The following is a 17,006-nucleotide window of genomic DNA, read 5'->3' as shown; positions in this document are numbered from 1 at the left end:
TTGACCCGTTAAAGTTCTGCCCTCTCATTAAAACTAGACTAAGCGCTTACTCCAATAGCAAAGCCTGTTTAAAGCGTGCCAAAAACTCTTGAGTACGAGCCTCTTTCGGCTGATTGAAGAAAGTATTTGAATCAGCAATTTCTACGATTTTCCCCGCTGCTACAAACACAATTTGATCGGCGATTTGGCGTGCAAAATCCAGATTGTGAGTCACGATAATCATCGTATTGTGCTCATGCGAGAGCGATTGAATCACCTTTAACACTTCAAACTCTAACTCAGGATCAAGCGCCGAAGTGGGTTCATCAAATAACAAAACCTCAGGTTGCATCGCTAAAGCACGCGCAATGGCAACACGCTGTTTTTGCCCGCCGGATAATTGATGCGGGTATTTCTTCACATGCTCACTTAATCCCACTTTCGTCAATAACGCTTGTGCCTGCTCGGCGGCTTGTTCTTTAGGTTTTTTTTTCACAATCACCGGCCCTTCCATTACATTTTGCTCGGCGGTTTTGTGTGGAAACAGATTAAAGCTTTGGAACACCATGCCGGATTTGCGGCGCAAAGCTAGGATTTGCTCATTGCTTAAGGGCTTAGCTTTGGAAAAATCATAAGGGATTTCATCAAAGCTAATCTGCCCTGCGGTGGGCATTTCTAATAGGTTTAAACAGCGTAAAAGCGTGGTTTTACCTGAGCCAGATGGGCCTAAAATTACTGTAGTTTTACCGCTAGGGAATAGCACAGAAATATCATCTAAGACCTTTTTACCTGCAAACTCTTTGACCAAATGACTAACTTGAATCATGACAACCTCAGGCGTGGAAGCGGTTAAAGTAAACTTCGGTTTTACGTTGGTAATAGGATAAAACTGTGCAAATTACTAAATAAATCAAGGCAGCTTCGATATACAACCACAAAGGCTCGTAGGTAGTGGCAGCCTCTTGTTGAGCACGACGGAATAACTCCACGACGGTCACATTCGCCGCTAAAGAGGTATCTTTAACGAGGCTAATGAATGAGCTAAACATCGGCGGTGTAGAGACGCGCGCCGCTTGTGGCAAAATAATTCGGCGCATAATTTGCGCATAAGTCATCCCAATGGTTTGCCCTGCCTCCCACTGCTCTTTAGGAATAGACTCAATCGCGGCACGAATCGTTTCCGAACCATACGCACCGACACTCAAAGAAAAAGCAATCGTGGCAGCAACATAAGCATTTAAGGTAATGCCTACAGAGGGCAAGCCATAGAAAATAATAAATAATTGCACCAAAAGCGGTGTGCCACGAATAATCCACACATAAAATTGCGCCAGTTTATTTAACCAGATTTTGCTGGATAATCGTGCTAAAGCCGTAAAAAAGGCCAACACTAGGCCAATCGCAAAAGAAATCAATGCGAGAGGAATGGTGACTTTCAAGGCAGCTATAGCAAAGGGAATTAGCGCATCGGAGAGAATGCCAATTAAGCGATCATCCATAGCAGTGTCCTAGGCAAATGGGGGTGATTAGAGTGTGCGCAGTTTGCAAAGATAAAAAAAGCCTCAATTGAGGCTTTTTTCAATACCTTAAAGCAAGACCTTAGGGTTTAGAGACATCCACGCCAAAGAATTGCTCAGAGATTTTGGCATAAGTGCCATCAGCTTTGATCTCGTCCAATGCCTTATTAATCGCTGCTACTAATTCAGGATTACCTTTTTTCACCAGAATACCAGAATTGGCTGGTTCGGAATCGGTCGCAACAATTTTTACGGGTGCATCAGGCTTTTGCTTTTTAAAATCCAAGAAGGATAAGCGATCATTCAAAGTTAGATCGGCGCGCTTGGAGGTTAATAAATCAATTGACTGCGCAAAGCCATCTACTGAGATAATTTCTGCACCTAGGGCTTTGGCCTTTTTGCCGAAGTTACTGGTTAAAGTCTGTGCAGCATTTTTACCTTTAATATCTTCTAGTTTAGTAACACCGGTTTCATCTTCACGCGCAATCACTACCATCGGCGAACTGATGTACGGGTTGGAAAAATCGTATTTTTCTTGACGCTCTGGCGTAATACCTACTTGATTCACCACGGCATCATAACGATCCGCATCCACGCCTGCGATCAAGCCATCCCAAGGGCCTTCAACAAACTCGACTTTTTCAATCCCTGCACGTTTAAATACTTCTTTTGCCAGCTCCACATCAAAGCCAGTTAAGACATTATCCTTTTTGGAATCGTGAAAAGTAAACGGAGGATAAGTGCCCTCTGTACCAACACGCACGACTTTATTAGTTTTCAATTGTTCGTATAAATCAGCTGCTTGTACGCTAACCACTGAGCCTAAGGCAATCACGCCTGCCAATACAGATAACACTAAACGCTGTTTCAATGCTTTCATGGGATGTTCCTTAGTTAGATTTACCGGCGCAGCTATGCTACTGCGGGTAATTTGTTAATCATAGTAGGCGGCGATTATTCAAGGTTTGACTTAGAACTAGAAACGATTAAATTTGCTTAGCTTAGCGAAAAAGGTGATAAATATTAGGTTTAGACCTACTCTCACTAAGATAGTGCTTATCCTATGCTCAATGATACATTTTTAATTCTCATCGCCTTTTGCACCTCCAGCCTCACCGCTATTTTCGGTCTAGGGGGTGGGATGATTCTGATTGCTTTTATGCCTTTTTTCCTACCCGCGCCCGCGATTATTCCCATGCATGCGGCAACACAATTAGTCTCAAATGGCAGCCGCGCTTTATTCGCATGGCGCGAAATCGAATGGCAATTCACCTTAAGCTTTTTGTTAGGCTCTATTGTGGGCGGAATTTTAGCGGCTAAACTCGCCACTCTTATTAACTTGCATTATCTGCCCTTACTCATGGCAGCGTTTATTTTATTCAATGTTTGGGGTGGTGGAATTAAGTTTACGGCCAATCCTAAGGGCGAATTCTTGACGATTGGTTTTATGCAAACTGGCTTAGGCATGTTGGTTGGTGCAACAGGCCCCCTGGGGCAATCTACCTTGGTGCGTAAAGGTTTGAAGCGTGATGAGATTGTCACTACCTCAGCCGTCTTTATGGTGATTACGCATCTGTTGAAACTGATTCTATTTGGTTTTTTAGGCTTTTCGTTTGCACACTATTGGCAACTAACGGTAGGCATGATCATTGCCACCACTTTGGGCTCTTGGTTTGGCACCAAAATTCGGCATCGTGTACCGGAAACCAATTTCCAAGTGATTTTAAAATGGCTGCTTACCTTATTAGTGCTACAGATTATCTATATCACTCTAAGCAGTACTTAGCACTCTAGCTATACTCAGTTCTTAAGAAAATTATCTAAGTGCTGAATGATGTCTTTAAAGCAAAAAACTAAAAAAACTTGGTTATTAAGTTTACTAAGCTTCTGCGTGCTCAGTGTTTCTCTTGCTTATGCTTGGCTGAGGCAGCCTTATACTTACCCAGCGGCTCAAGAAGTCACGCACCAGTTTATGCAATTATTACGTCAGCAGCACTATGCAGAAGCGTTTAACTTGATGGCTAAACCGAATTTAATCGGTGATACACCCCAAGCTCTGGCTGAACGTGCTCAGAGTGAATGCTTAGATGATCAGAACTTTATGTCTGCCAGCCCACCACAAACCAGAGGCAATCGCCTAAGACGTTGGTTTAAGAATCAACCCTTGGATCAAACTAAAATTAATTTAGAGTTCGCGCACCACACTTGTCTTTTAGGGGTTCAACTGCTTAAGAACAAGCAAGGAGAATGGAGAATTTTACGCTTTGGTTTGCATGCGGGTTAGCGATAACCAAATAAAGTTATTTAAGGTCTATTAGCCGCTTTAGCAAAATTAAACTGGCAGCCCGAGATTATTTTAATTCATGTGATTATGCATAAACCATGTTTTGCTGACCCTTGCCGAAATGAATTAGTACACGAACCCACAGCACAAATGATTGAGAAAATAGTGTTAGCTGAACTCAACTAAATACAAAATCCCCCTCTAAACTCATCACTTAGAGGGAGAATTCCAAAAAGCCATTTAGGTCTAAACTACTAATTCCAATCCTGCACCCGCACACAATTTCTGCAAATTGCCATACCCCAATTTCGCATAAGTCAAAGGATGCGCCACCGCAGGGTCTTGCTCCGCTTCCACCACTAACCACCCCGAATAATCTGCAGCTTTCAAGCCTTTGAAAATAGTTGGGTAATCAACGCAGCCATCGCCCGGAACAGTAAACACACCGGCTAATACCGAGTTCAAGAAGCTACTATCACGATTCAACACATCGTCCAATACACTACGGCGAATGTCTTTGCAGTGCACATGATTGATGCGTTTTGCATGACGTTGTTGTACTGCTACAGGGTTGCCGCCTGCATAGGTTAAATGTCCGGTATCCAGCAATAAACCAACCGCATCGTTAGTATTCGCCATCAGGTTATCAATATCAGCTTCGGTTTGAACGACTGTACCCATGTGATGGTGATACGCGATTTTCACCCCTTGGGACAAGGTATACTCCGCCACTTGATTCAGTTTTGCACCTAACTCAGCCCATTGATTCGCAGCCAATACCGGACGCTTAGACACCGGCGTTTCGCGTTCGCCATGCACACAGCCAGTGACTTCGCAATATACCATTGCAGTAGCACCGAGGCTTTTCAGTAGGTTTAAATGACCTTGAATCGCTTCAATTTCCTGTTCCACACTACGTTCTAACAGTTTGCCGCTAAACCAGCCAGAAACTAAACGCAAACCGTGCGCCTCTAAAATCGGCTCCAATACTTTGGGATCGCGCGGGAATTTATTCCCTAACTCAAAGCCCGCATAACCCGCCTCTTTACCCTCACTTAAACAGGTTTCTAAAGGGGTTTCAGCACCCAACTCGGGCATATCATCATTCGTCCAAGTCAGGGGATTAATACCAATTCTTACGCTCATGTTTTGCTTCCATTAACTTTTAAAAATAGGTTTGTCTTAGAAACCCCACCCGACCTCCCCTTATCAGGGGAGGAGCTAGGACAATCTCTTTTATCCCTCCCTTGATAAGGGGAGGTTAGGAGGGGTTCTTACCCTGATAAAAAGAGGTTAGCTGGGGGTTTCTTGAATTAATAAGGTTGTTTACGCTTAGCTGCTACATATTTCTCATGCGCTACTTGCACTTGTTCGCGCGCTGATACTTCCGGTACTGCCACATCCCACCAACAACCACCGGCTGAAGTCATAAACGGGTCAGTGTCGAGCGCAATCACATAGGATTTCGTAGCAGCACGTGCCCGTCCTAAGGCCGCTTCCAACTCAGCAATTCCACTAACCGTTTCAGCGGTTGCCCCTAAAGCCCGCGCATGACCCGCAAAATCAATTTTTGGCGCACCCTCTTCCACCGTCACACAGTTTTCTAACAGGTTATTGAAGGCTGCGCTGCCAGTGGCTTGTTGCAAGCGATTAATACAGCCATAACCGCGATTATCCAGCACCACCACAATAATCTTGTACCCAAGCATGACACTGGTGGCTAGCTCTGAATTGAGCATTAAATAAGAACCATCACCGACCACCACAATCACTTCACGTTGTGGCTGTGCCATTTTCACACCTAAACCACCCGCAATTTCATAACCCATGCAGGAGAAGCCGTATTCAAGGTGATAACCATTCGGCTGATCAGTGCGCCACAGTTTATGTAATTCCCCTGGTAAACCACCTGCAGCACAAACAATAATGTCCGAAGCCTGACCAGTACGTTTCACCGCCCCCAATACTTGCGCATCTGAGGGTAAGCCGGTACGGGTAGGCGTGCTTAGATTGCTCGCGGTAACGCTATCGTAATACGCATTCCATTCGGCAATCGCGCCTTGGCCTTGTTGCAACCAAGCGTGCGGTACTTGCCACTGACCTAAACCTTGCTTGAGTTGTTGCAAACCAGTTTTAGCATCAGCAATCAGGCTTTGTGCGTTGTGTTTAATCGCATCAAATTTGGCAACATTCAGTTGAATTAACTGCACTGCAGGATTGCCAAATACTGTGCGCGAGGCAGTGGTGAAATCCTGCAAGCGCGTCCCCACCGCTAACACCACATCAGCTTCTTGGGCCAGTTTATTTGCGGCACTACTGCCGGTGACACCCATCGAGCCAACATAATTCGGGTGATTCCACTCGATGGAGCCTTTACCCGCTTGGGTTTCCGCGACTGGAATATGGAAAGTCTCGGCAAAGTCCTTGAGCGTTTTAGTAGCTTGCGAATACAGCACTCCGCCCCCTGCAATAATCAGCGGCTTTTGTGCTTGCTTTAAAGTCGCTAGTGCTTGCTCTAATTCCCGCGCCTCGGCAGGCGGACGACGCAGATAATGCACACGCTCGGCGAAGAAAATTTCCGGATAATCATAAGCTTCCGCTTGCACATCTTGCGGCAAAGCTAAAGTCACAGGGCCACAATTTTCCGCATCAGTCAGAGTTTGCATCGCAACGGGCAAACTGGTAATCAACTGTTCAGGACGTGAAATCCGATCAAAATAGCGACTCACGGGGCGGAAACAGTCATTCGCACTAATAGTCGGATCACTAAAGCATTCCACCTGTTGTAACACCGGATCGGGCGTGCGATTGGCAAAAATATCGCCGGGCAAAAGTAAAATAGGCAAGCGATTCACATGCGCTAAAGCGGCTGCAGTGACCATATTGGTCGCACCTGGGCCAATCGAAGTGGTGCAAGCCATCATGCGTTGACGATTATGGGTTTTGGCATAGGCAATCGCCGCATGTGCCATACCTTGTTCATTATGCGCGCGCAAGGTTGGCAAGGTTTCGCGGTATTGGTAGAGAGCCTCGCCCATACCTGCCACATTGCCATGCCCAAAGATGGCAAACACCCCTGCGAATAACGGTAATTTTTGCCCATCGACTTCGGTGTATTGCGCACTTAAATAACGCACTAAGGCTTGTGCCATGGTTAAACGAAGAGTACTCATGCCGCTAACTCCTGTCTCGCTGGGTGTTGGGCTTGGGCGCGACTGTTACGCCATGCCTGAATCAATTGCACGTAGTTATCGCCCACAGTTTGAATTAATTGCTGATCGGTCATTTGATTGGCAAGCCATGCGTGACTGGCTTCGGCAAATAGACTGCGCCCGACAGTAAAGCCTTTGCACATGGGGTATTGCGCAGCGATTTTGAACGAGTCTTTGAGGCTGTCTAAACTCGCGCCTAAACCGAGCAACACCACACCTTGGCAATGCGGATCACGCTCTTGAATTAAGGTGGTAAGTTTGCCCCAACTCTTAGCCGAAGGCGGCGGCAATTTCCACCAATCAGGGAAGACTTCGAGGTTATATAAACGCTGGATGGATAAGAACGCAGTATCATCATTTTCAGTACTATTCGCTGGCGGAATCAGCTCTAATAGCAATTGATGCCCACTGGCTTGGCAAGCCGCAAATAGTTCTTGAATTTGACGCTCTTGTTGCAGACGTAATTCGATTGAATCGTCGGTGTGATAAAACACCAAACACTTAACAATATGCTCCAAAGGCCAAGTGGCTAAACGCGAACCAATCGAACGTCCACCTTCTAATTCAATTGGACGTGATGAAGGCAACTCGACCGGACGACCAATCCACCAATGCCGCCCAGTTACATCGTTCAGCGCATCTTGGCCGTAAGTATCATCAATTAACACGCCACCTGCATTCGCGGGTAGCTGGGTTTTCTGCATCCCGTATTCCACGGATTTAACCAATAAACGTTTAAGGGTTTTAATGCGGGAAGGATCAGCGCCGACACTCACCGCCGCATCATAGAGTTGCTTACGATGATCAAACGCCAGTACACACAAATCAGGACGTGAGGCTGGGTTGCGGGTGGTGACGCGATGCAGTTGATTGAGTTTTTTATCTTGATCAGGGCGCGGGATCGACGCGGAATTTTTCAGGTAATAAAACAGCTCTTCTTCGCTGGGAATGGCCGGTGCACAAGCATGACGCGATACCACTAGCGCGCCACAAGCATTCGCATAGGCGGTACAAGTTTTATAATCTTCGTTGCGTAACCAACCACGTAAGAAACCGGACATAAACGCATCGCCAGCGCCTAATACATTTAACACTTCTACGCGCACACCTTGATGCAAAACGAACTCTTTACTGCTAGGCGGAATTGCGCCATCTAATACCGTGCAACCCAAAGGTCCCAGTTTTAAGACAATCGTGGCTTTGCTTAGCGCGCGGATATTCTTTAAGGCACTGATGGTGTCAGTGCTGCCGCCCGCGATATGTACTTCTTCTTCAGTGCCGACCAGCAAATCGCAATCGGGAAGAATAGTCTGGAGGTGTGCAGTCACGCCCGAGGAGGAGATAAAGCGTGTCTCACCATCCCCCAGACTGGTCAAGCCCCAAAGCACGGGGCGATAATCGATATCCACAATAATTTTAGTGCCGGCGGCTTTGGCGTATTCCATCGCGGTTTTACTGGCGCGATAGGTGGATTCGGTGGAAAAGTGTGTGCCAGTAATGAGTAAGGCTTGGCTTTGAGCAATAAATTCAGGGTTAATATCATCCGCGCTAATTGCCATATCGGCACAATCGCGGCGGTAAAAGATTAACGGAAAGGTTTCCTTGTCTTTAATTCCTAAAATCACTAAACCTGTGAGGCGTTCTTTATCGGTTTGAATTTGCGAGACATCCACCCCAGCACGAGCTAATTCCTCACGTACAAAGCGCCCCATATGCTCATCGCCCACTCGGGTAAGCATTGCTGATTTCAAGCCTAAACGCGCGCAACCATAGGCAATATTTGCCGAAGAACCGCCTACGTATTTAGCAAAGCTGCCCATGTCTTCTAAGCGGCTACCGATTTGGTTACCGTATAAATCCACTGCCGCACGGCCTAAGCAGATAATATCGCGTGTTTTTTGATTCATGAGCGCAGCATCCATTCATGAGCAGGGTGATTTTTGAAAATCCAGCACCGCGTCGGCCCCGCCATCACATTCAAATAGTAAGAGTCATAACCATGTGCTGCCGCCACCGGATGATAACCACGCGGCACCATCACCACACAACGATCTTCCACCGCCATGCTCTCATCAATATCCAAATTGTCGGTAAACACGCGCTGAAAGCAGAAGCCTTGGCTGGGATGAATCCGGTGATAATAGGTTTCTTCCAGATAAGACTCGTGCGGAATATTATCCGCATCGTGCTTATGCGGCGGATAGCTCGACCAATTACCGGCAGGGGTTTTCACTTCCACCACTAATAAGCTATCGGCAGGCTCATCTTGCGGCAGGATATTGCACACAAAGCGCGTATTCGAACCTTGCCCACGCTGTTCGCGGCTCATCGTTTCCGGCTTAATCCAACGGGTTGCGTGATTGCCAAAGCCCGGCGCGCGGCACACCGCTAATTCCAAATCAGTAGTGGCTTTGACTTGTACCGCTTCGCCATTTTTCACATAAATCGCATGCGGGGCTTTGTCTTCAAACACCTGCATACGCTCGCCCACGGCTTGGAATTGCTGAGTACCTGCTTGAATATCGGCAAGTCCTGCCAGCAGTACCAAACATAACTCATCACTCGACGCAGGAAGCTCCAACGTTTGCCCAGCCTGCAAGTCATAGGCATCAAAACCCACATAACGCCATTGCGCGTTTTCAGGGCTAATGTGCTGATAATGACCCTCGGCATTCGGCTCAGGGCGGCGTAGTAGGCTCATCTCTCCACTCCTTATAAATCGACTGGTTGTCCAGACTTCAAGGATTCCACCGCAGCATCGGCTAAACGTAACGCGGCTAAACCATCTTGCTCACTGGTCGCAGGTTTAGAGCCGTTTTGCAGAGACTCAACAAAGTGGGTTAATTCAATGCGATAGGCATCAGCATAACGTTGCAGGAAGAAGAATTGCGGTTTAGCACCGGTGATACCCTCCGCACCGGCAAATTTCACGGTGTTTTCTAATTGATTGCCTGCTTGCAACATGCCCTTTTCGCCAAAGGCTTCAATACGCTGGTCATAGCCGTAAGTGGCACGGCGGCTATTAGTGATAATGGCAATTGCACCGCTCTTAGTGCTCAAGGTAACACTTGCCGTATCCACATCGCCCGCTGCACCAATTGCTGGATCAACTAATACGCTGCCAGTCGCATAAATACGGGTGGGTTCTTCGCCGAGTAACCAACGTGCCATATCAAAATCGTGAATCATCATGTCGCGGAACAAGCCGCCCGAGACTTTAATGTATTCGGCGGGAGGTGGCGCTGGATCTCGGCTGGTAATAATCAGGGTTTCTAATTTACCAATCGCGCCCGCATCCATTTGCGCCTTCAAGTGGGCAAATTGTGGGTCAAAACGACGATTAAAACCGAGCATGCAGGTAATACCTGATTCTTGTACCGCACGACTACAGGCATCCGCACGCTCGTAACTTAAATCAATCGGTTTTTCGCAGAATACCGGCTTGCCTACCGCTGCACAGCGCTCTAATAACGGTGCATGAGTGTCAGTAGAACTAGCGATAATGAAAGCATCCACATTCGGGCTTTGGAACATCTCGTCTAAAGTAACGACTTTCGCGCCGAATTTATCTGCCACTTTCTGCGCTGCTTCTGGGAAGACATCGACCACTTCAGTAATCCGTGCCCCCGGTACACCCTGCACCGCCAGCGCATGCACTTGTCCAATACGACCCGCCCCAATCAAGCCAAAACGAACCTCTGCCATAATCTCTCCTCCAAATGTGTGGGTTAACTGCTTGGAATAAGTATAGGCATAAATGGAATGATTATTCCAGTAATTTTGAAATAGGAAATAAATTTTCTATTTAGAGTGCGAAGATAGGCAACAAAGGCTTGAGCAGCCAACTAAGACATCATTTAGTAATTATTAAATTTTCGAACCGTGAACTGCAGTAGCTAGGAATGATACGTCTTAGACTGCTTATTCCTCTTTAAGGAAATAAACTGCTTATGCTGCTGTTCTCATTGTGCTTTTAGCAAAAAAGCTGTAAGGCCTAAACTAAGCTTCAACCACGCTTAGCCACACACTGCCGTAACCAATTCCGCGCTTTAGTGCCACTATGCCAAACACCTTGTACTACCGTTTTGCCATTGAGGGCGACCGCAAAATCTTGCTGCTCTTCTATCGAGTCCAGTAAGGCTTGAGTACTAGGCACTGCAAACATATACATTCCTAACTCTTTATCTAAAGGATATGGCGTATGGAAAGCTTGTACAGTTTGCGTTTCGCCGGATTGAGTCAGGCTCAAGCGGAGCTTGCGATTTTGCTGAGTGGGTGGAATAGATGCACCATAAAAACCAAGGAAAGTGGCCTCACCATTGTCCATAAAAATCACGCCACCGCTTAGGGACAGAAACGAAGCTTGGCAAATAGTTTGTGAAGCATTCGCGGCTGCCTCGACAAAATCCCAAGTACCTTGTTGTAACTCACGATAGGCTGGATCACGTGAATGTTGATTTCTAAAATTAGCTAGCTCTTGCTGACTTTGTTTAGCCATATCCGCAAAAGCACCCCAAGCAGCACTATCGTAATGAGTATAAGCAGGCTCCTGATAACTATTGCCGCCATCATGATAATCTCCCTCATCCTCAGGAGCTTGTTCATCCTCGTACCAGACACAGGCTACCCCTGTATTATTAGGCCCATTAGGATCAACCCCGACTGGACATTCCCAATCCGCTACAACAGCTTGCTGCCAAGCCAATAGGGTTAATAACGATACTGAGCAAAACCAAGAAGATGAAATGAAGTTTTTCATTACTAATACTGCTACTAACTAGTGATAGACTAAAAGTCAGCTTAACAAAGCTTTAACTTGAGATCATTAATCAGCCGGATTAGTGGTAGCAGCCTAAACCGATTTTCAGTTAATTCATCCAAATTAAGCTTCAACCCATACTGGCTAATTTTGCTAAACACTTATCGGAATAGGCTAGTCAAAGCACAAATCTTGGTTTAACACTATCTTCATTTAATGAGCAATGCCTACTGGGTGAAGATACCATGCGTGTTTATCTACGTTCTTTAATCTATGTAGCTTTATTAAGCAGTAGTGTGTGTATAACCACAACGAGTTTTGCAGCTAATGGGTCATTCTTTAATAAGAATACCAAACCACTCAGCTCTAGTGATTTAGTGAAGCTACTTAGCTCACGCTCTGAAAATGATGAGCCGTTGGTGGGAGCAAATATTGAGGATAATATAGTTGCAGCGGTCTACCCTCAAGTTATTGAGGGTCAGAATCCAGTCGACAGTTTAGAAAATTATCTTGAAAATCCAACAGTCTATCGTAGTGAGGGGGATATGCGCCGTATGGTGCGCTATTTCGAATGGGTTTTCGATGCACCGTTAATTAATTCAGAACGCAATCAATTAAGGCAATTATTAATTGCTCAACATAATAAAGATGGTGGGGCGAGTAGTAAAGCTTATCAGTTTTTAGCCAAATCAGTTGAATCCAAAATGGGTAATGTCTATATAGACTCAATGGATAATCCTTTTCAAGAGGAGAAACGTGCCGACCTGCAAAAAACTTATTTACCGATCTTAAAAGAGGAGGCCAGTAAAGGTGAAAAACTAGCGAAGTGGTTAATCCAGCATTATGAGGCTATTCAAATACCGCTGACTGAAGGTGATAATCCATTACGCCCACAAGTTATTAAAGCGTATATTGCGCATATGGTGTTCTGCTTAAATGAAATGGCTGGGACAAAACCTGATCAGCCAGTTATTCAGGCTAGCCCCGAGATTCAATTGAAGATTGCTCAGCAATTGATTCAGGCTTGGCCTGCTTTAAAAGCTGAGAAACGCGAAGAGTTGCTCAATTTACCATTGACTTGGCCAGTGACTGTCCAAGCATGGCCTGAAAAATCTGAAGCGGATAAGACACAGGCACGCATTGCTTGGGGCAAGGAGTTTACCCCCTTATTTCCTAAATTATTACCTGCTCATCAAGCCCGTTTAAAAGCTTATACAGAAGCCCAAGAACAAGCTAAAGCGGAATTAGCCAAGCAAAAAATGGCTGAAAATGAAGAATGGGCTAATTTAACAGCAGAGCAGCAAAACAGTGAGTTGATGAATGATCAACAAATGTTAAACCAAATGACCTCGACACAAATACTTAGCCAAGTGCCTAATCAGCAAATGAATAATCAGTTTTTACAAAACATTCAAGAAAGTTGGCATCATACGAATATGTATATTGACACATTTAACTACTAATGAGTGAACCTGCCCACTACCAATTGCAGTTTTAAGAGCTTTCAGCCGGTTACAACGACCCCTGCATCAACCACCAAAGCTTGCCCAGTAAGCATTTTTGAGGCAGAGGAAGCTAGAAATAAAGTCGCGCCTACCATATCTTCGGGTTGCAATAATTCTTTCAAACACTGGCGCTCTAGATGGGCTTTTAAATCAGCTTCAGTCACCCACAACTCTTTTTGCCGCTCAGTCATGACCCAACCCGGTAAGAGAGCATTGACCCGAATCTTATCAGGGCCAAGTTCACGCGCCAAACCACGAGTTAAACCTGTAATAGCAGCTTTTGCGGCTACATAAGCAGGATAGCCCGCATTACCCATTAGATAGGAGATAGAAGAAAAGTTAATAATGGAACCACCTCCTAAATCTTTCATCCCTGCTGCAACCTCTTGTGCAGTAAAGAAATGTGGGCGTAAATTTACATTAATTGACTCATCCCAAGCTCTTGTATCGTAGTCACTCAGCTTATGCCGATTATCGACTGCAGCATTATTAACCAGTATTTTAATAGTACCTTGTTTGTGAGCAACCTCACGCATAACGGCTTGTAGCTGTTCAATATTCTTAAGATCACAAGCAGTAAATAAAGGGCGCACGCCATACTTTTGCTCAAGTCGATCACAAAACGCTGAAGCATCAGTGCGCTGCACAAAAGCTACTTTAGCCCCTTGTTGGATAAACCCTTCTGTCAGAGCAGCCCCAATCCCCGAGCCACCACCGGTAATAAAAACGCTGGCATCTTTTAAATCATTGAAAGTACAAGGTAACTGATTAACGATCCCATCCATTGCTTTACTCCTTAGGTACTTGGCACACGTTAAGATACTCCTACTAGAATAATGGTCAATCCATGACTAACACCCTCCTGATTCAACTTGCTGACGGCCTCAGCAAGCTTGCAGCCTGCTTCCGTTTCAACAGCACCAAATGCCGATGCAGCATCTCCGTCGCCAGTCCGTGCAATACCAACCGAAACCCCGCTTTTAAGGTTGAATGCGGTACTAAAGGATGCCGATTATTGACCAGCATTACAGGTAAAGGGTCATTCAGAATTTTGCCTACATATAAAGCAATAGTTTCATCTAATTGCAAAGAGTTGACCGAGCGCCAGAAATCATTATCGCTTAAAAAAAACTGGAAAATCGGTGTATACAGCTCAATGGCAGTTTGAATATCAATTTTATTCAATTTGCCGTGAGGTATGTCCCGAATGGGAAACTCACCATCAGTAATCGCGGAAAAATTCAATTGTTCTGGCGCTACAATCTCGCGCCCCTGTGCTTTCAAGGCTAGATTCAAACTGGTAATAAAATTGAATAAATTCAAATCATGCTTTAAGAAAGCATCGTCTCTTAAATCTTCCAAGGTCTGAAAACGCATAAAATGCAGGGTTTGAATCTCAATCCCGGGTAAATTATCGAGAATAAAGCGCTGAATCTCACTGCCCAAAGTGAAATGACGCAGGATAAAGGTATTTGCCTCGGGGCTAACAAAACTTTTCAAACCCCAAACAATCGTCTTATGCAAAGCAGCTGAATTGCGCCAACTGGGCAAAATACTTTTAATGAGTTGGTTGAAAATAATCGTGGCGCGAGCCAGTGGGCGTACCACTGGTAAAAGGTATTGACGGCTTTTGCGGCTGCTATCAATCAACCATGCTTGCTTTACCGCAGAGGATAGCGGGGTGACACTATCCATATACAAGGTATACCAAGGATTAGGATCCTCAGGATTATCCTGCCAGTTTGACCAATCATCAGGTGCTTTCACAGAATGTGTTCCATTTGTAATTGGTATAAAGTGGCTACATCACGCGCGGTGCGCACAATTTCACGTTGAGTAGTTTCTCCACCCACCTCTAAAGCAAATTCCAAGGCCATGAGCCAGCGCGCTAAATGCTGTTCGTCATTTTCACCGTGATATTTCAAAAAGCGGTAGCAGCGTTCAGGTAGCTTCAATTGTTGCTTAATTAAGGGTAATAACCACGGCACAATCCGTTGCCCTGTCCCTTCAATAATATAAATTCCGCCCAATAAGCCAAACGGATTCGCTTGTTTGGCTTGGCGATACAGATAACTATTTAAAGCTTCACCACCTGCATTGCGCTGCAACTCATCGATACTGGCCGCTTGCCCACCAGCTGCTTGGTAATCCTCAAATAAAATCTTGAAATCGTATTGCTCATCATTAGCATGTTCAGTTATTAAGCTAGCTAAAACTTGATAAGGCTCATCCAAATGCGCCACTGCCTCACGCATCCATAAGCTACCCTCACGCACTTGTGGAATCCATTGCGCCATCCAAGTCACATAATCCGTTGGGGTCAATTGGCCTGCATTAATCTTTTCTACTAAAGGTGTGCGCCAAATTTGCGAACGGAATTGATGCCAAATTTCTCCCAGCTCTAATAAAGTATCACGTACTGGTTGCCTCATATCCTGTTGAATCCACGCAGGCGGTTGTGGTAAATAAACCTGTTTAGCCGGTGGTGAAATAGAGGAGATACGCTGAGATGACTGATTAATGGTGGCTAACTCAAGCACCTCCAACATAAAATAACTCACAGTAAAGCGCCCTGACTCTGGTACAAAAGCAAAGATTTTTTGCCCTGCTTTGGGGGTATGAGTCGCCAGCCATTCCGACAACATAATAAAAATAGAGGCTGCGCCGGTATTGCCGCAAGTTTTGAGATTACTAAACCATTTTTCACGTGGAATACCCAAACCTGCTGCGTCCATCATGCTTTCACAGGTTTTACCCAAGGCTTCGGAGGAATAATGACAAAAGAAGGTATCGACCTCAGCAGGTTTGACCCAACCACCTTGCACCAAACCCGCATACTCATGCACAGCTACTTCAAATAAATTAGGTAAGAGGCGCAAATTCTGGCGCAAGGCAAAATGCCCCGCCGCTTCAGCTTCTGCAACTGAAGGAAAATCTAAATAAGAAGCTTCTGCGCTATAGTCGCTATGCTGCTCTTTAGACCGATGGCTGCCCTGCCCGAATTGCATACACACCGGATAATCACCAGAAAAGGATTTGCTGTGAATCCAATTGAGTTTTAAAGCCAAGCCCTGCTGTGCTAAGGTATTTGTTACTGTTTGCTTTAGAGCTTGGCTACCATTCCCTAACAAGACTGCCCCTGCCCCATCCGATAGCATCCAGCGTAAAAAATGCGCTTCAAAATCTATCTGAGTTTGGCTAGTAAAACGGCTCTGTTTAAAAATCCGTGAAGGCATTTCTGCTGCTACAACAACTGCTAGATCTTGCTCGGGATTTTGCGCTAAGGATTGAGCCGCATCTTTTAAAGCCATGACACTAGAAGCACACACACCTTGATGGCTATGCGTTTCCATCGGTGGCGCATGCAAAGCCCCTTGAATCATATTTGCGACCCCCGGCATCAAAACATCGCCCCCAGAGCTAGCTGAAGCTAGTAAATCGACTTCACTTAAGTTCACTTGGGCTTGTTGTAAACAGCTTTGAATTGCACGACAAGCCATCTCCGTATGGCTAATCTGCGTTTTACCTGCAGTATTAATTGCATAATGGCGGGTTTGAATACCGTTTTCGCCCAAGACACGCTGCTTAATCCGTTTGGAGTTTTGATCGATGGGTGCAACATACGCATCGATTTGCTGATTATTAATCGGCTCACCTGGTAGATAGTGGCTAGCCGCCAAGAGATAAATATCATGGAAGAAAGTTGGTGCGATCATAGCTTTAGCGTTCTTGTAATGAGAATAAACTCAG

At 45.5% G+C, this 17,006-nt stretch carries 15 protein-coding genes; 3 read left to right on the top strand and 12 right to left on the bottom strand.

Annotated elements, in window-relative coordinates; genetic code table 11:
- Positions 1-46: 46 nt before the first annotated feature.
- From Q0230_RS14150 to Q0230_RS14140, 3 genes are all read right to left on the bottom strand, one after another.
- A complete protein-coding gene (locus Q0230_RS14150; RefSeq protein WP_298610813.1) occupies positions 47-805 on the bottom strand; it encodes an amino acid ABC transporter ATP-binding protein in 759 nt (252 codons plus the stop codon).
- A gap of 7 nt (positions 806-812) precedes the next feature.
- Positions 813-1,478: an amino acid ABC transporter permease gene (locus tag Q0230_RS14145; RefSeq protein ID WP_298610812.1), complete on the bottom strand. Its 666-nt coding sequence runs from the start codon at positions 1,476-1,478 to the stop codon at positions 813-815.
- A 100-nt stretch (positions 1,479-1,578) separates the two neighbouring features.
- The gene (locus Q0230_RS14140) at positions 1,579-2,376 is read right to left on the bottom strand and encodes an amino acid ABC transporter substrate-binding protein (RefSeq protein ID WP_298610811.1); all 798 of its coding nucleotides are present in this window, start codon (positions 2,374-2,376) and stop codon (positions 1,579-1,581) included.
- Positions 2,377-2,559: 183 nt separating this feature from the next.
- Between Q0230_RS14140 and Q0230_RS14135 the strand changes: the two genes are divergently transcribed.
- Both Q0230_RS14135 and Q0230_RS14130 read left to right on the top strand, forming a co-directional pair.
- Positions 2,560-3,282, top strand: a complete 723-nt coding sequence (locus Q0230_RS14135) for a sulfite exporter TauE/SafE family protein (protein WP_298610810.1) — start codon at positions 2,560-2,562, stop codon at positions 3,280-3,282.
- 45 nt (positions 3,283-3,327) lie between these two features.
- A complete protein-coding gene (locus Q0230_RS14130; RefSeq protein ID WP_298610809.1) occupies positions 3,328-3,780 on the top strand; it encodes a hypothetical protein in 453 nt (150 codons plus the stop codon).
- Positions 3,781-4,026: 246 nt separating this feature from the next.
- Here the strand turns inward: Q0230_RS14130 and iolE are convergent, their stop codons facing one another.
- The 6 genes from iolE to Q0230_RS14100 form a co-directional block, all read right to left on the bottom strand.
- Entirely contained in the window at positions 4,027-4,926 is a 900-nt protein-coding gene (gene iolE / locus Q0230_RS14125; protein ID WP_298610808.1) for a myo-inosose-2 dehydratase, read from the bottom strand.
- Between the two features lie 167 nt (positions 4,927-5,093).
- Positions 5,094-6,953 (bottom strand): 3D-(3,5/4)-trihydroxycyclohexane-1,2-dione acylhydrolase (decyclizing), encoded by a 1,860-nt coding sequence (iolD, locus tag Q0230_RS14120; protein WP_298610807.1) that lies wholly within the window; start codon positions 6,951-6,953, stop codon positions 5,094-5,096.
- On the bottom strand, positions 6,950-8,899 hold the full coding sequence (iolC, locus tag Q0230_RS14115) for a 5-dehydro-2-deoxygluconokinase (protein WP_298610806.1): 1,950 nt from the start codon (positions 8,897-8,899) through the stop codon (positions 6,950-6,952). The genes iolD and iolC overlap by 4 nt, the downstream gene beginning before the upstream one ends.
- Positions 8,896-9,693 (bottom strand): 5-deoxy-glucuronate isomerase, encoded by a 798-nt coding sequence (gene iolB, locus Q0230_RS14110; RefSeq protein WP_298610805.1) that lies wholly within the window; start codon positions 9,691-9,693, stop codon positions 8,896-8,898. Before iolB ends, iolC begins: the two co-directional genes overlap by 4 nt.
- Positions 9,694-9,704: 11 nt before the next feature.
- A complete protein-coding gene (gene iolG, locus Q0230_RS14105; protein ID WP_298610804.1) occupies positions 9,705-10,697 on the bottom strand; it encodes an inositol 2-dehydrogenase in 993 nt (330 codons plus the stop codon).
- Between the two features lie 301 nt (positions 10,698-10,998).
- The gene (locus Q0230_RS14100) at positions 10,999-11,751 is read right to left on the bottom strand and encodes a hypothetical protein (RefSeq protein ID WP_298610803.1); all 753 of its coding nucleotides are present in this window, start codon (positions 11,749-11,751) and stop codon (positions 10,999-11,001) included.
- A 245-nt stretch (positions 11,752-11,996) separates the two neighbouring features.
- Here Q0230_RS14100 and Q0230_RS14095 point away from each other — a divergent pair, with 245 nt between their 5' ends.
- On the top strand, positions 11,997-13,214 hold the full coding sequence (locus Q0230_RS14095; protein WP_298610802.1) for a hypothetical protein: 1,218 nt from the start codon (positions 11,997-11,999) through the stop codon (positions 13,212-13,214).
- 41 nt (positions 13,215-13,255) lie between these two features.
- Here Q0230_RS14095 and Q0230_RS14090 read toward each other — a convergent pair whose 3' ends face one another.
- The 3 genes from Q0230_RS14090 to Q0230_RS14080 all read right to left on the bottom strand — a co-directional run bounded on the left by Q0230_RS14090 (position 13,256) and on the right by Q0230_RS14080 (position 16,972).
- Positions 13,256-14,041 (bottom strand): SDR family NAD(P)-dependent oxidoreductase, encoded by a 786-nt coding sequence (locus Q0230_RS14090; protein WP_298610801.1) that lies wholly within the window; start codon positions 14,039-14,041, stop codon positions 13,256-13,258.
- An 82-nt stretch (positions 14,042-14,123) separates the two neighbouring features.
- On the bottom strand, positions 14,124-15,023 hold the full coding sequence (locus Q0230_RS14085; protein WP_298610800.1) for a hypothetical protein: 900 nt from the start codon (positions 15,021-15,023) through the stop codon (positions 14,124-14,126).
- Positions 15,020-16,972: a 3-oxoacyl-[acyl-carrier-protein] synthase III C-terminal domain-containing protein gene (locus Q0230_RS14080; RefSeq protein WP_298610799.1), complete on the bottom strand. Its 1,953-nt coding sequence runs from the start codon at positions 16,970-16,972 to the stop codon at positions 15,020-15,022. The genes Q0230_RS14085 and Q0230_RS14080 overlap by 4 nt, the downstream gene beginning before the upstream one ends.
- Positions 16,973-17,006: the final 34 nt, after the last annotated feature.

It is taken from the genome of uncultured Thiothrix sp., assembly GCF_937876535.1.
GTDB lineage: Bacteria > Pseudomonadota > Gammaproteobacteria > Thiotrichales > Thiotrichaceae > Thiolinea.
The sequence above is the reverse complement of the archived record's forward strand: the minus strand, read 5'-3'. Positions and strand labels throughout refer to the sequence as shown.